At 35.5% G+C, this 14262-nt stretch carries 15 protein-coding genes; 13 read left to right on the top strand and 2 right to left on the bottom strand.

The window, feature by feature from the left end; translation table 11 throughout:
• Positions 1–86: 86 nt before the first annotated feature.
• Together CBG49_RS07545 and htpG are read right to left on the bottom strand one after the other, a co-directional pair.
• Positions 87–824: an EthD domain-containing protein gene (locus CBG49_RS07545; protein WP_088594015.1), complete on the bottom strand. Its 738-nt coding sequence runs from the start codon at positions 822–824 to the stop codon at positions 87–89.
• A gap of 178 nt (positions 825–1002) precedes the next feature.
• Positions 1003–2898 carry a molecular chaperone HtpG gene (htpG, locus tag CBG49_RS07540; RefSeq protein WP_088594014.1) on the bottom strand — a complete coding sequence of 632 codons (1896 nt, stop codon included), beginning with the start codon at positions 2896–2898 and terminating at the stop codon, positions 1003–1005.
• Between the two features lie 237 nt (positions 2899–3135).
• Between htpG and asnA the strand changes: the two genes are divergently transcribed.
• The 13 genes from asnA (at position 3136) to CBG49_RS07485 (ending at position 14087) form a co-directional block, all read left to right on the top strand.
• Entirely contained in the window at positions 3136–4143 is a 1008-nt protein-coding gene (asnA, locus tag CBG49_RS07535) for an aspartate--ammonia ligase (RefSeq protein ID WP_269466912.1), read from the top strand.
• 118 nt (positions 4144–4261) lie between these two features.
• On the top strand, positions 4262–4408 hold the full coding sequence (locus CBG49_RS15785; protein WP_157668379.1) for a hypothetical protein: 147 nt from the start codon (positions 4262–4264) through the stop codon (positions 4406–4408).
• A gap of 15 nt (positions 4409–4423) precedes the next feature.
• Positions 4424–7159, top strand: a complete 2736-nt coding sequence (locus CBG49_RS07530; protein ID WP_088594012.1) for a WD40/YVTN/BNR-like repeat-containing protein — start codon at positions 4424–4426, stop codon at positions 7157–7159.
• Positions 7159–8130: a TFIIB-type zinc ribbon-containing protein gene (locus CBG49_RS07525; protein WP_193433083.1), complete on the top strand. Its 972-nt coding sequence runs from the start codon at positions 7159–7161 to the stop codon at positions 8128–8130. Before CBG49_RS07530 ends, CBG49_RS07525 begins: the two co-directional genes overlap by 1 nt.
• A gap of 215 nt (positions 8131–8345) precedes the next feature.
• Positions 8346–8672 carry a hypothetical protein gene (locus CBG49_RS07520; RefSeq protein ID WP_088594010.1) on the top strand — a complete coding sequence of 109 codons (327 nt, stop codon included), beginning with the start codon at positions 8346–8348 and terminating at the stop codon, positions 8670–8672.
• A gap of 459 nt (positions 8673–9131) precedes the next feature.
• Entirely contained in the window at positions 9132–9455 is a 324-nt protein-coding gene (locus tag CBG49_RS07515) for a hypothetical protein (protein WP_088594009.1), read from the top strand.
• A gap of 20 nt (positions 9456–9475) precedes the next feature.
• Positions 9476–9640: a hypothetical protein gene (locus CBG49_RS15780; RefSeq protein ID WP_157668378.1), complete on the top strand. Its 165-nt coding sequence runs from the start codon at positions 9476–9478 to the stop codon at positions 9638–9640.
• Positions 9641–9666: 26 nt separating this feature from the next.
• Positions 9667–10179, top strand: a complete 513-nt coding sequence (locus CBG49_RS07510; RefSeq protein ID WP_088594008.1) for a hypothetical protein — start codon at positions 9667–9669, stop codon at positions 10177–10179.
• Between the two features lie 29 nt (positions 10180–10208).
• The gene (locus CBG49_RS07505) at positions 10209–10685 is read left to right on the top strand and encodes a hypothetical protein (protein ID WP_088594007.1); all 477 of its coding nucleotides are present in this window, start codon (positions 10209–10211) and stop codon (positions 10683–10685) included.
• A gap of 11 nt (positions 10686–10696) precedes the next feature.
• Entirely contained in the window at positions 10697–12379 is a 1683-nt protein-coding gene (locus CBG49_RS07500) for a hypothetical protein (protein ID WP_088594006.1), read from the top strand.
• Between the two features lie 11 nt (positions 12380–12390).
• The gene (locus CBG49_RS07495) at positions 12391–13215 is read left to right on the top strand and encodes a hypothetical protein (protein ID WP_157668377.1); all 825 of its coding nucleotides are present in this window, start codon (positions 12391–12393) and stop codon (positions 13213–13215) included.
• Between the two features lie 4 nt (positions 13216–13219).
• On the top strand, positions 13220–13441 hold the full coding sequence (locus tag CBG49_RS07490; protein WP_088594004.1) for a hypothetical protein: 222 nt from the start codon (positions 13220–13222) through the stop codon (positions 13439–13441).
• Position 13442: 1 nt separating this feature from the next.
• Positions 13443–14087 (top strand): SEL1-like repeat protein, encoded by a 645-nt coding sequence (locus tag CBG49_RS07485; RefSeq protein WP_088594003.1) that lies wholly within the window; start codon positions 13443–13445, stop codon positions 14085–14087.
• Positions 14088–14262 lie beyond the last annotated feature (175 nt).

The raw sequence follows: 14262 nt of genomic DNA, 5'->3' as shown, positions 1-14262 counted from the left end.
ATTCTCTGCAAAAATAAAGTTTTTCTTAGAAACTACAAAAAAAGAGGCACGAGCTACAAGCTCGCGCCAGCGTATGATGATTTTTATTATAAAAACTCTACTTTTAAATAATTGATTTTACCTTCTGAATTTAGTTTTGCTGTATCTTTACCTTTAAAGGCAAAGAAAGTACCATCTTTTCGTTTCCCTGAGACAGCCCAATGAGTCTCAAGAGTATTTTCAGCAACTTTAATGGTTTCCCAAAGGTGTTTTGTAGTTTTATTTCTTTCAAAAAATTGTTTAAAAAAGGAGATTACTGCAGTTTTCCCTTTCATTTGTGAGCCATCAGCACTTAACATTGTAATATCTTCAGAAAACAAAGCTATTAACTTATCAAAGTCTGCTACACTATTTCCTGCATAATCTGACAAATAGAAATACTCATCGAGAACTGTCCAACTTTTAACTTCAAAAGGCAATTTATCAAATATTCTTTCCTCAGTACCGAGCCACATTACGGAGTTTGCCATATCTACAAATTTGAGTTCATCGGCACGGAGGTCGGCTAAGGCTTTTTGCCCCTCAGGAGTGTTTCGGGCTCTGAGAAAATCGTCTTTACTTTCATACCACAATTCACCCATAGCATCAAAGGTAAAAGGGAGGGTTTCTCGCTGTGTAGACGATTTTTCATCAGTAGGTTGAAAAGGAAATGTTTTAGTATAATCCTTTATCAGCAGGGCTTCTTTATAGTTTATTACTTTTTGAGAATGTGCTTCCCATAGTTTTATAAATTCTTCTGTGCTAAGATGCTGTTTCTTGCGCACAAACATTATAATCTTAAACATATCAATATAAGTTATCAGAATAATTAAAAGATTGTCTAAAAAAATTGTAAGGAATTTTACAAAACGTTTCTACAAAATATATTGTAAAAATACCTGATTATCATTATATTCAACTTTGCCAAAGGTCGTAGCACGACAAGCTACTAAAACCTTTGGCAAAGTGTATGGTGTTCATTTACTAATTTGCTAATTTGTTAATTTCCCAATTTCTTTTTACAAAGTCGGCAAGCTCTTTACCTTTGAGGAGACCTTGTGAGAGTCGTGCTAAATCGAAGGCTTGCTTGATAAGACTTTCTTTTTGAACTTCATCTTTAGAGTGGAGGATAGCATCGGCTAAAGGAGAATTGCTATTTACCACTACGTGATACACTTCGGGGAAGCCTCCCATAGCGAACATACCACCTCCTCCGGTAGCACTCATTTCCTTCATACGGCGCATAAACTCGGGTTGATTGATAACGAATGGCGTATCATCGCTGTCTAAGTCTTCTAACTGCACCATATAGCCTTCTTTGGGAATTACCTTTTCGATTTCAGCTTTCAGCGTGTTTTTCTCTTCGTCAGAAAGTTTGGCAATAATAGGTTCTTCTTTTTGTATCAGCTTAGCTACAGGAGCAGCATCTACACGGGTGAAAGTAAGTTTCTCATTATCACCCTCTAACTTCTGTATCAAGTGCGATACAATAGGGCTATCCAACAACAACACTTCGTAGCCTTTTTCTTTGGCTTGCTCAATAGCTGTATATTGTTGTTCTTTATTTTGAGCATATAACACTACCAAAGTACCATTTTTGTCGGTTTGTTCAGCTTTTATTGCTTCTTTTAGTTCTGCCAAAGTGTAATACTTGCCATCGGTAGTGGGGTACAACATAAAATCGGCTGCTTTTTCGTAGAATTTATCATCGGTAAGCATACCATATTCGAGCACTATCTTAATGTCGTTCCACTTGTTTTGGAAGTCGTCGCGATTATTAGTAAAGAGTGATTTCAGCTTATCAGCTACCTTACGAGTGATGTAATTGGCAATCTTCTTTACATTACCATCGGATTGGAGGTAAGAACGCGATACGTTTAGCGGAATATCTGGCGAATCTATCACCCCTTTGAGCATTGTTAAGAACTCGGGCACTATACCTTCGACGTTATCGGTAACAAATACTTGGTTTTGATACAACTGTATGCGGTCTTTCTGTAACTGCATATCGTTAGTAAGCTTAGGGAAATAGAGAATACCGGTAAGGTGGAACGGATAATCTACGTTCAGATGAATGTAGAAAAGAGGTTCATCGAACTGCATTGGGTAGAGTTCGTGATAGAACGCCTTATAATCCTCATCTTTTAAATCGGCTGGCTGTTTCGTCCAAGCAGGATTAGGGTTATTTACAATATTATCAACCGTTACATATTCCGTTTTATAGTCGTCAGGGGCATTTTCAGGACGAGGTAACGGCTCTTGTTTCGTACCAAATTTAATTGGGATAGGCATAAAGCGGTTGTACTTGCGCAACAACTCTTCAATACGAAAGTCTTCCAGAAACTCAGTAGAGTCATCGGCGATGTGCAAGATAATTTCAGTACCACGTTCGGTGCGCAGGTCGGTTTCCTCTAAGGTAAATTCAGGACTACCGTCGCATACCCAGCGCACGGCTGGAGCATCAGTATAGGATTTGGTGATGATTTCCACTTGTTTGGCTACCATAAAAGCAGAGTAGAAGCCCAATCCAAAATGACCTATCACTCCAGCGTCTTTGGCTGTATCTTTATATTTCTCCAAAAACTCCTCAGCTCCTGAAAAGGCAATTTGGTTGATGTACTTTTCGACCTCTTCAGCGGTCATACCGATACCTTGGTCGATTATATGGAGGGTTTTATTGTCCTTATCGACCTTCACTTCGATGATAGGGTTACCATATTCCACTTTTGCCTCGCCTATGGTAGTGAGGTGTTTCAGTTTAAGGGTGGCATCGGTAGCGTTGGAGATGAGTTCGCGTAAGAATATCTCGTGATCGCTGTACAAGAATTTTTTAATAAGTGGAAAGATGTTTTCCACAGAGACGTTTATATTTCCTTTCATTTTTATTTAATTTTTTAGTGTTAGCGTAATAGCGAAAAGAGTACCAAAGTACTAAAAAATGACAAAATGGCAGACCCCTATACTAATACCAAAATAATAAAACCTTTCCTCTATTCGAACACACATCGAACACACATCGAACACGTATCGAACAAAACGCCTGCTCTTAATCATTAATATTGGTACAAATTTTGTGCATTTCTTCACCACCAATTCACCAAATCAGAAAATCAACTCATTATGATTATCATTCCTAAAAACTACTCATCGCCTTATGGCATTATGGACACTGAGCGCGCGATCAAGCTCATCAAAGATACTTTCGAAAAAGCTTTAGCTGAAGCCTTACACCTCACTCGTATCTCCGCCCCTCTATTCGTGAAACGCAATACAGGTCTCAACGACGACCTCAACGGAGTAGAACGACCCGTGAGTTTCGAAATGAAAGACGGCGAAGGTCAAACTATCGAAATCATTCACTCTCTTGCCAAATGGAAACGCTTGGCACTGAAACGCTATGGCATCGCACTACACGAAGGCATCTATACCGATATGAACGCCATCCGTCGCGATGAAACTTTAGATAATACCCATTCTATTTACGTTGACCAATGGGATTGGGAAAAAGTTATCGCTCCTTCCGACCGTTCCTTGGAATACTTACAACAAACAGTCAACCAGCTTTATAACGCATTTTTAGAAACTGAAGCTGCTCTCGTTGCTCACTACCCTAAATGTAAGGCTTTTTTGCCCAAAGAAATAACCTTCATCAGTTCGCAGGAGTTAGAAGACCGCTACCCTACTCTATCGCCTCAAAAACGCGAAGAAGTATTTGCCAAAGAAAAAGGGGCTATTTTTATCACTCAGATAGGTAAAACCTTGCGCTCAGGTAAAAAACACGACAACCGTGCCCCCGACTATGACGATTGGGAACTCAACGGCGACCTTATCATCTGGAATCCCTTGTTAAACAGCGCGTTAGAACTCTCGTCTATGGGTATACGAGTAGACGAAAAATCATTAGCACACCAATTGCAACTCGCTAATGCCGAACACCGCAAAACCTTAGACTATCACCAAATGTTGCTCAAAGGTGAACTCCCGCTCACCATCGGTGGGGGTATCGGTCAGTCGCGTATTTGTATGCTACTGATGCAAAAAGCGCATATAGGCGAAGTTCAAGCCTCTATCTGGACAGACGATATGCTGCAACTTTGCGAAGAAAACGGCATTCAGCTATTGTAATTCAATAATTTATTGTACTTTTGCAGTTGAAAAATAGAAAAAGAAGATGGCTAAAAAGATAAAATGCTTCAAGAATTTATACAAAACATAAAAACATATCGAAAAATTCCTATAACAGATGAACATATACAATACGATGCTGATAGCTGAAGGGCGCTTTGAAGAACTCAAACCTCAAATAACTGCCTTTGTATATGAGTGTTACAATCATTATAACGAATTGATAAAAGAATATATTGCATTCCCTATTACTTCAAATCAATAAAGTATATTCATTACTATGAAAAACAATGTCTTTTGTACTATATCCTTATTAATAAGCAGTGTAACCCTTACCGCTCAAGAGTTACTCCCTCTGCCTTTACGCCAAAAAGAAGAACTCAAAGCGCGTTCGTGGGTGCGTGAAACGCCTTTTGAACAGGTAATCGTAAAAGAAATAGGCAACCGTATCAGTGCGCTGAATGTAAACCCTAAAAACAGTAACGAGTTTCTCGTCGCTCCTGAAAGCGGAGGCATCTGGCTCACCCAAAATGGCGGCGAGACCTATACCCCTCTCTGCCCTACCCTACCTACCCAATCTATCAGCGCTATCGCTATGGACTGGACTTCAGGCACTTTAGCACTTGCTACCCCCTACGGCATCTTCATCTCTGCTGATAAAGGAAAAACAACCAAATTCAGCGGATTGGCTAACACACAGCACATCAGCAGTTTGTACATCAATCCTATCAACCCTCAAGAAATTATCGCCGGAATATTAGGCAACCCCTACAAAGCCGACGAAAAACGCGGTATCTTCAAAACCACCGACGGTGGTAAAACTTGGCAACAAAAGCTATTTGTGAGCACTCGTGCTGGTATCAGCCAAATCAGCCCCTCCCCCGATGGCAGTGTGCTTTTAGCCGTTGCTTGGGATGTGAACAACAGTCAGTGGGACGACCTCCCTTATGGCAGCTATAGCGCTGTTTACAAGAGTGTTGATGGTGGAAATTCGTGGACAAAAATCACTGCAAACAACGGATTTATCAAAGGAAATAACATCGGCAAAATAGGGGTTACTTGTTTCAATTCGCAAATTTATTATGCCGTGGTTGATAACCGCAATCCTAAGAAAAAAGAGAACAATAACAGTCTGCAAAAAACAGCGCGTATCCACCTTACCGCTCAGGATTTCGATGCGATGAGCAAAGCCGATTTTCTTGCTTTAGACAACAACCGATTGAACATCTTCCTGCACAATATCGGTCAAGATAAGAAATATACTGCACAAAACCTCAAGGATATGATAGCCGCCGAGGTTACTTCGCCTGCAAAACTTTTCAGTTATTTAGGCGTAAGCACTCAAGAGATTATAGGTGCTGAAGTGTATGTAACTAACGACGGCGGTAACTCTTGGCAAAAAGCTAACAGCCAACCTCTCAACGATATGTACTATCAAAATGGAGAACAATTCGGAGGCATTGCCGTAAACCTTACCAATAAAAACCACTTGTTTATAGGGGGGTATCCTCTGCTCGAATCTGGCGACGGTGGCAAAACGTGGAGAAGCAAACAGCCGCTCTCTTTACAAAATAGTTATGAACAACTCTACTTACAACAAGGCACTTTGTTCTGTACTACCCCTAACGGACTACAACTCTCTTACGACAATGGTAAAAGTTTTGCTACTAAAAACGTACCTCAAGCTATAGCCTTCAATCAGTTGTGTTACGACCAAGCGAGCAAAACGCCTTATTATGTGAGTGATCAAGCTGTATTGGCTCAGAACAACAGCCATTGGAATACTTTCAAAAAAAACATACATTCCCTTTCGTTTGGCAACGACAGCTATGCCGCTGAACCTTATGGCAAATTCTTCACTTTCTTCCCCGATAGAGACCAACTTTTCCCTCTCGGAAGTGCTTACTATGGCGAAAATAAAGCTCCTTTGCGCTTCGGTGAAAAAGCACCGCTGCTCATATCTCCTCAAAATAAAGATATCATCTACATCGGGAGCAACAAGCTACATATCTCAATGGACAAAGGTCGCAATTGGCGTACTATTTCCGACGATGTAACTAATGGTAACAAGCAGGGTAACAAGGCTTATGGCACAATTTCGGCTATTGCCGAATCGCCTTTTATGTTTGGCTTGCTTTACACAGGTAGTGATGACGGTATGATTTACACCACCGATAATGGGGGCGTATCGTGGAAACAGATATACAACGCCTTCCCTCGTGCCCTAAAAGTGAACAACCTTATCGCCTCTAAGCACCAACGCAACCGCGTATTGGCGACCCTCATCAGCACCGACGAAACTCAAGGCGACCCCATTATTTTTATGAGTAACGACAACGGAAAAAGCTGGACAGACATTCACTCTAACCTCCCCGATGCCAAAGTGAACGTTCTCAAAGAAGACCCTAAAAACGAACAAATTCTCTATGCCGGAACCGATAACGGTTTGTATATCACCTTCAATTTAGGCGAAAGCTGGCAACCTTTCAGCCAAGGGTTACCCGAAACAGGTGTGAATGATATTTATATCGATGACTCAAATGGTGAAATGACCGTCGCTACTTTAGGACGTGGCATCTATCGCACTTCAGTGAAAATGATGCAAGAGCTCCGTGCTGCTATTGTAACTCAAGCCTTTTTCCCGTTAGAAACTCCCATCACAATCCCCTATTCACCCAATTGGGGCAATGCTGCAAGTGAATGGGATGACCCCGTACAACCTAAAGTGTATTTCTATGCTTTTGCTGCCAACGACAATGTGGAAGTGCCTATTAAAATAATGAAAGGCAGAGTAACACTTCAAACTTTCAACTACAAGAGCAATAAAGGGTTTAACTATATTCCTTACGACCTGAGCATCTCGCCCGAAGGCAAATTAGCTTATGAAAAAAGCCTCCAAAAGATATTCCTATCCACCGCTACCGATGGCAAAGTCTATCTCCCCAAAGGGCGCTACACTGTAGTTTTCACCCTCCCCGATGGCTTTGAGGAAGAGAGAACTCTTGATATATTCTAATGAAACGATATACCGAAAAACATATTATTCTTTGGAAAGACGATACTTGGGTAACCTGTCCCGAGTGCCAAAAAATCGCCGTTGTTACCAATTGCCAAGTACATTGCCTGCACTGTGGTTTTGAAAAGAAAGCTGAAGAATTAGAGTTGTTCGCAGCTATCGTAAAACTCAATTGCCCCAATTGTGGCACCCCAATTGAACAACGACAAGGCGGACTGAAAGAAACCAATGAATTCTGGCAAGTAAAATGTCCCAAATGCAGCGAAGAATATCTTGTAAAACCCCAATACGAATCCTACCGACAGCCCAACCCCACTCCCTCTAACGGACTGAAATGCGATAGTACTTTCGGGTTGCCCTATTTTTTCCAAGAGAATGTGCGCGGCAACCTATTTTGGGCAAGAAATATGAGCCATTTAGAGGTAATGGAAGATTACATCGCCTCTGACCTACGCGAACGTGAGGGAATGACAATGGTAGCCAAGCTCCCCACCTTTGTAAAAAGCAAAAAGAACCGCGAGTTACTACTAAAAATCTTGCGCAAATGGAAAGAAAAAGTATCAACCCCCGATTATAAGCTCCCTCCTTCCATTGCTACCGAGCAAATTCACTTGTTTTTTGCCGATGATAAAGTAACTATTAGCGATTATTTAAAAGATATTTCTCACAAAATAACAAGTTCGGTAAATTACACCCAAGTATATTCCCATAAAAACGGTTATCAATGGGTGTGTTTCTACAAATACAATCGTATAAAGAGAGTATTTACTAAGGAATGGTTAGCGCAAATCCCTTTTAAAGTAAAAACTATCTACCTATATCATTACTACGATACTTTCAACGATGTCCAAAACATACTAAAAACCTTTCTACAACACTATCTACAAGAAAACACACCCAACAGTCTATACATCAGTATTGGCGAAAAGTTACTCCCCGCCAATGAATTCCACAATTTGCTAATTTGCTAATGAGACAACACATTTTCTTATCTCTTATCTCTTATCTCTTACCTCTTACCTGATTTGCAACTTCTTACCCTTTCATTGTAAAAAATGAATGTTAAAAAATTTGCATAGTATAAAAATTTGCCGTAACTATGCACCAAAATTAGACATATTATAAGCGTTAGCTTTTGTTATGTTATCAGAAATCCAGAAAGTTTTTTAAGAAAAATTACAATCAAATGAAAATAAACAGACAACAAATCATTTATATCATTTTTTCCTCTTGGTTTGTTATTTCTCTTGGTTTATTAGTTTTCTATGTAAGAAAAAGTGAAAATCTAAAAGAAGAACTAAATAACTTAGAAAGTATTCTAAGTGATAAAGAAAATGAATTAAGTTCTTGTATAGATGAAAAAAGTGAATTAGAGGATGATTTACAAGACTGTAAAGAAAAAAGAATTAAAGAGATAGAGAGTTTTCAATCAAGAATTGAAGAAAGAGACGAGAAAGAAAGGGAATGGTGGGATCAATTTATGAGAACTCAAAGAAATAATAATGACAATTAATAATTTTGGAAATGAATGAGTTACAATTAAATGTAAAAAAATAAATGTTAAAAAATTTGCATAGTATAAAAAATCGCCGTAACTATGCACCAAAATTAGACATATTAAAAGCATTAGCTTTTGTTCTGTTATCAGAAATCTGGTAAATTTCTATTACAACACAGAAGAAAGTAAATGCTCAGCCTATATAGGTGTGAGCTGACTTATCTGTGTTGTATGGCATACCAGAGCCTCTGATAGCAGATAGTGAAACTCACACTTTTTTTATTATGTTTAAAAATGTTAGCTTTATTCTGCTATCAGGAATCTGGTAAATTCTTCAATAGCACAACACAGAATGAGTTAGCCTAGTAGCAAAGGGAGCACAAAAGTGCTTTCCTTTGCTGTGTGCAACTTCTTCTAAAGAGTAAAGATAACACTTCTTATCTTAGTAAAATTTGTAACTAAATAAAATAAGATATGTGGACATTTATCATTATTGCTGTAGTAGGCTTTTTTATTTATCACATTATTAAATGGCATAGTGCATACCCTAACATTGAAGCTTTTGTTTTCTTGAGACTTAATGAAAACTACCAAGAATACTTTACTGAGAAGGGTAGTAAACAAGGAATGGAAAATTTCTTACAGTTTCAATATGTATCAATGGTTACTATTGAACTTTCTTTTATTGCTGAAAAAGTAGATCTTGCTCCGTGGCGTGCTAAAAATGCTATTTTGATAGCTACCAAAAAGTTTTACCAAATGAAAGGTATTAGCACGCATCTATTAGACAATGTTTAGTAACTTTTAAATTTTATATAATGAATACAGGTGTAAAAATTTTATTATCTATTGTACTATTTGTAGTAGCCTCAGTAATTCTTGCAGGCATTAGACAAGCTGGCGGAGCTGGTTTTATAGGCTCCTTAATTTTCTTTGGAGTGCTCTTTCTTGGCTTTAGAGTCATCTGGAAAAAGAAAAATTAATCTTTTTAATCATCAGCAAGTTAAAAATGTTACGAAAGGTATTTTTTGTTAGTTTAGTGCTATTTTCTATAGCCACTAATGCTCAAACTTTATGGAAAAGTTCAAGGTATGGTTATTCCGTTGAAATTCCTAAAGGATTTAAAACGCAACAAATTGTAGGTAGCAATGTAGATTTCAAAATAAGTAGTGAAGAGAAAGGAAACTCTATCATTATTGTTGTGAAACAAATATCGTTTGACAATAAGAAATATACCATCGGAGACCTTATAAATGATTTACCTTCTTATGTAAAAAACTGGGAAGAAGGAGCTTATGAATATTTCAACACGCCTCAAGTGTTAAAATATGGTAAAACAACACTTAGTGGTGCTACTGCTATTTGGTTTGATTATATTACAGATAATGGGCTATTCTATTATAAGAACTATCAAGTTGTAAAAGGCAATTTACTCTATACCATTACTTTTTCTTGTATGTATAGTAAAGAACCTTCAAATGCTCCTATTTGGTATCGATTTAAAGAATCATTAAAATTGTAAGTAAATAATCAATAATTCATATACAACAAATGAAAAAGAATATTTTAAAATTATTTTTGTTGCTGACTTTTACAGCAATAATTTCACAAAAAATACATTCTCAAGAAATAGATGTTGTGAATAGGTCTGGAAGTTTAATTGTACTCCCTACTTTTAACAACATTATGTTAGCTTTTACTGACGAAAATTTTGTCTATAACATTATGTCTAAATATAACTATAGTCAAAAGGAAGGTTTTTTAGTAGCAAGATCAGATGACTATTATGCTATCAAGACCTCTTCTAACAAATTACTATTTCGTTGTCTTCCTATTGATAAAGTTTTTTTTGCTTTAGCTCTTAAAGATTATCAACGTTATGTATCTCCTTCTCCTGAAGAATATGAAGGTGAAGATGGTGTTACTTATGTTTTTGAAAGAAAAACCAACGGAATGATTTTGTCAATAACGCTAATTATAAATAAGCTAGGAGGAGATATATTTGTAACTATCAATAAAGACATCTAATAATCTCAGTTATGAAAAGTTTTTTAAGAGTAATTATATATATACTATCATCTTTCTACTTAAATAGTGTAATAAATGCTCAAAATATTTGTAGTATTTCAGATATAGAACGCTATAATATAGAGAGTTGTTTATCAACTTATAATGAAGCAAAACTTGAGTCTACAAATCAGAAAGCCATCGATAATATACTAAAAACAATAGGTATATCAAATGCTAATTTCATTACTAAAAGCTGTAAAGATATTTATAATGCAATAGCTTACTATGATTCCTATAACAAAATTAGATATATTGCAGTAGATGAAAAATTTGTTTATAATCTAAATCCTAAAAATTATCAATGGACTTCTATTTTTGTATTAGCTCACGAAATTGCTCATCATCTAAATGGACATACCATAATGTATGTGAAAAATAATAAAGAACTAAGACAACAAGAATTAGATTGTGACAAATTTGCCGGTTTTGTAATTCGTAAGTTAGGGGGGAGTATTGAGAATTTAAAAAAAGCAGTTAAATCCATTCCTCATCCTAAAGATGATACAGGGACTCACCCTATAAACGAAAAACGATTAGCTTCAGCATTAGATGGTTATAGAATGGGGGTTGAAGAAGAAAAGAGTATTTTAAGAAAATATAGTACAATCTTAGAAAAATATTTTGAAAAGAGACTTTATGAAAAAAGCCTATCTCTTGCGAGAGAAAATTTCTATGATTATCTATTGTCAAATAACAAATCAAAATTAGAAAAAGCTTTAAATAACTATCTTAAAGTAGTAGGGGAAGCTCCTAATGATGCTAATGTTTATAGTGAAATAGGAAGTGTTTATGCCTTACTACTTGATTATCATAATGCTGAAACATATACTAAAAAAGCTTACGTTATCAATAAACGTCCTGAATATTTGATTGATGTATATGATCTTTGTACTCAATACCATATTATGAATCAAGAATATATTTCTAAATCTTGCAATCAGTATTCAGAAGAATTAAAAAAGATAGACTATAAAAATATTCGTAACATAGAATCTTTAAAAAAATTAGCAAGATTTTATGCTAAAGATGAAGATTTTCTAAAAGCTGAACAGATTCTGGATTTTGCTATTGAGAAAGCTAAAGAAGAAGCCATAGAAACCTTACCTAAAACACAACTTAGTAGTTATCTAATTTTAGTATTAAGTGATATATATAGTGATTTGTCTGTTATTCAATTAAGACAAAGGAGATATAAAACTGCCTATTCTAACATTCTAAAGTCTCTAGAACTCTATAGAAGCACTAATGATAAAAAAAATGTATCATACGACATAGGAGAAAGAGCCGATAACTATAATAATATAGTTTTATTGAGTAACAAAGCCATCATAGAAAATAGATTAGGAATGTGGGAACAAAGTAACAAAACTTATAGTGAAGTGAATAATATTCCTAATGATATGACTTCTCGAGTCTTTATGACGAAAGGTAATAACTATTACAACTTAAAAAAATATGATGAAGCTATTAAAAACTACAGTATGGCTATCAAAAATGAGCAAAACCAAGAATTATTAGCTCAAGAATATTTCGAAAGAGGAAGAGCTAAGTATAAGAGTGGAGATATTAGGGGAGCTTGTAATGACTTTTCAGTAGCTTCTGATAAAGGAGATGAGTTAGGTAATAAAGCCTATAAATCATTATGCAATTAATTCTAAACCTTATGAGAAATATACTATTTTTTTGTTTATTATTATGTTTGATAGCTTGTGAAACAAACGAGGACAAAATAAACAAAGCAAAAGAAGTTGTGACTCTTTTTATAAGTAGCTGCAATCTTGAAAATTTTGAGGATATTTACACCTATTATCCAGCTTCTAAGGAAATGGATAGTTTTTGGAAATTGAACGACTTCAAAGTAACCAATACTATAGTAAAAAATGAAGTCGTTATAATCATAGGTAGAGCAGAAAAAAGAGAGGTATATTTTGAGATAAAAAAAGAAAAAGAAAATTATATCATTACCAAAACAAAAGGATTATCAATTTATCTTAACACAAACTTATATACTTTTTGTAAGAATATAGGCTGTATTCCTTCAAACAGTTATGATGTAGAAATATCAAAAGTTTGTGTACAAAACAAACCTCAATTTAAGAATTTAGTAACAAAAATCAAGAATGAGATTGAAAGTAATGTTGGGCTTGTAAATATTTCTGCTAACAAAGAACAAATGACTAACCAAGTTTGGGTTAGAGGAGATATTGAATATAAAAACTCGTCGAGATATTCTATTCCCTCTTCAACTTATAACTTGTACATCAATTTTTTAGATATAAATGGGAATATTCTCTTAAAAAAACAAGATTATTTTTCTGGTTCTATTTCTTTTGGTGAAAGTAACTTCATTTCTCTCTTTGAAATGAATATAAATGATAAAGTAGAAAAGGTTTCTGTTTCGTTAGAAATAACAGATACTAATTTTATTGAAAATATTATTGCTAAGTATGCAGAAGGAGATAATTGTAAATATTTAAATAATTTATAAAACTATGAGTAATAACAATTCACAAGAAGGCGAAAATTTATTCTTCGCAATGAACATCTACAGAATAATTCTTTATATAGTTTCAGGAATTATCTCTTGGAAAATATCTCATCCAAAAGGTTTTTGGAGTATAATCCTTTTTCTAATCTTATGGGGAGCTATTGGTTGGATTATACACCAAATAGTATTTCTATTGTTTGTTTTCTTTAATAAAGACAAGTACTAAAATGAAATTAAAACTTATATCTTTGCTACTACTTCTTATTGGGGTAGTAGCTTATTCTCAAGAAAAGGAGAATAATCTCAAAGAAAATTTAGAAGAAACTAAACGGCTTTGTGAAGAAGGCGATAATTCAGCGTGTGAAAATCTCTACCATCGTTACCACTATGTTATAAAAGAGAAAAATAATAAAGAAGATGAAGATAAGTTGTTATACTACGTAAAACGTCTGTCTGATCTAAAACGCCCTAAGTATATGTTTATATGGGGAATGGCTCTTATGGAAGGTATTTTAGAGAATATTAAGATACAAAAAGATTTTAAGACGGGTGTAGAACTTATAAAACAGTCCGCTGATTTAGATTACCCCCCTGCACAAATGGTCGCAGGAGATTTTCTATGTATAACAGATAACGCAGCAGATTTATTCAGAGGGTTATATTATATTAAAAGAGCTTGTGACAGTCATTACCCACCTGCTTGTTATATAATAACAAAAATAGCTCATTTCAGCAATAAACCAATAACCGAAGATTTGAGAGAATGTATTTGGGAAGCATTAGAAACTTGTAATGATCCCTATATACAATCTAATAAATTATTTCAAAATTTTAAAGATAAGTACAGAAAGCAACCTTTTATAAAAAAATAATATCAATTATGATACGCTAAACGTAATTAAGAGCTATAAACTGCAACTTTTGGCTAATTCTCTAATTTGCTAATTCCCCAATTTGCTAATTCCCTAATTTGCTAATTCCCTAATTTGCTAATTCCCCAATTTGCTAATTTGCTAATTTGCTAATTATCTCGTACTTTTGCAGCCT

It is taken from the genome of Capnocytophaga endodontalis, from assembly GCF_002209445.1.
Classification (GTDB): Bacteria; Bacteroidota; Bacteroidia; order Flavobacteriales; family Flavobacteriaceae; genus Capnocytophaga; species Capnocytophaga periodontitidis.
The sequence above is the reverse complement of the archived record's forward strand: the minus strand, read 5'-3'. Positions and strand labels throughout refer to the sequence as shown.

What these genes read in the sequence shown, in the direction of transcription:
- CBG49_RS07545 (WP_088594015.1), bottom strand. Translation starts at nt 824, where the DNA reads ATGTTTAAGATTATAATGTTTGTGCGCAAGAAACAGCATCTTAGCACA.
- htpG (WP_088594014.1), bottom strand. Translation starts at nt 2,898, where the DNA reads ATGAAAGGAAATATAAACGTCTCTGTGGAAAACATCTTTCCACTTATT.
- CBG49_RS15785 (WP_157668379.1), top strand. Translation starts at nt 4,262, where the DNA reads ATGAACATATACAATACGATGCTGATAGCTGAAGGGCGCTTTGAAGAA.
- CBG49_RS07530 (WP_088594012.1), top strand. Translation starts at nt 4,424, where the DNA reads ATGAAAAACAATGTCTTTTGTACTATATCCTTATTAATAAGCAGTGTA.
- CBG49_RS07525 (WP_193433083.1), top strand. Translation starts at nt 7,159, where the DNA reads ATGAAACGATATACCGAAAAACATATTATTCTTTGGAAAGACGATACT.
- CBG49_RS07520 (WP_088594010.1), top strand. Translation starts at nt 8,346, where the DNA reads ATGAAAATAAACAGACAACAAATCATTTATATCATTTTTTCCTCTTGG.
- CBG49_RS07515 (WP_088594009.1), top strand. Translation starts at nt 9,132, where the DNA reads ATGTGGACATTTATCATTATTGCTGTAGTAGGCTTTTTTATTTATCAC.
- CBG49_RS15780 (WP_157668378.1), top strand. Translation starts at nt 9,476, where the DNA reads ATGAATACAGGTGTAAAAATTTTATTATCTATTGTACTATTTGTAGTA.
- CBG49_RS07510 (WP_088594008.1), top strand. Translation starts at nt 9,667, where the DNA reads ATGTTACGAAAGGTATTTTTTGTTAGTTTAGTGCTATTTTCTATAGCC.
- CBG49_RS07505 (WP_088594007.1), top strand. Translation starts at nt 10,209, where the DNA reads ATGAAAAAGAATATTTTAAAATTATTTTTGTTGCTGACTTTTACAGCA.
- CBG49_RS07500 (WP_088594006.1), top strand. Translation starts at nt 10,697, where the DNA reads ATGAAAAGTTTTTTAAGAGTAATTATATATATACTATCATCTTTCTAC.
- CBG49_RS07495 (WP_157668377.1), top strand. Translation starts at nt 12,391, where the DNA reads ATGAGAAATATACTATTTTTTTGTTTATTATTATGTTTGATAGCTTGT.
- CBG49_RS07490 (WP_088594004.1), top strand. Translation starts at nt 13,220, where the DNA reads ATGAGTAATAACAATTCACAAGAAGGCGAAAATTTATTCTTCGCAATG.
- CBG49_RS07485 (WP_088594003.1), top strand. Translation starts at nt 13,443, where the DNA reads ATGAAATTAAAACTTATATCTTTGCTACTACTTCTTATTGGGGTAGTA.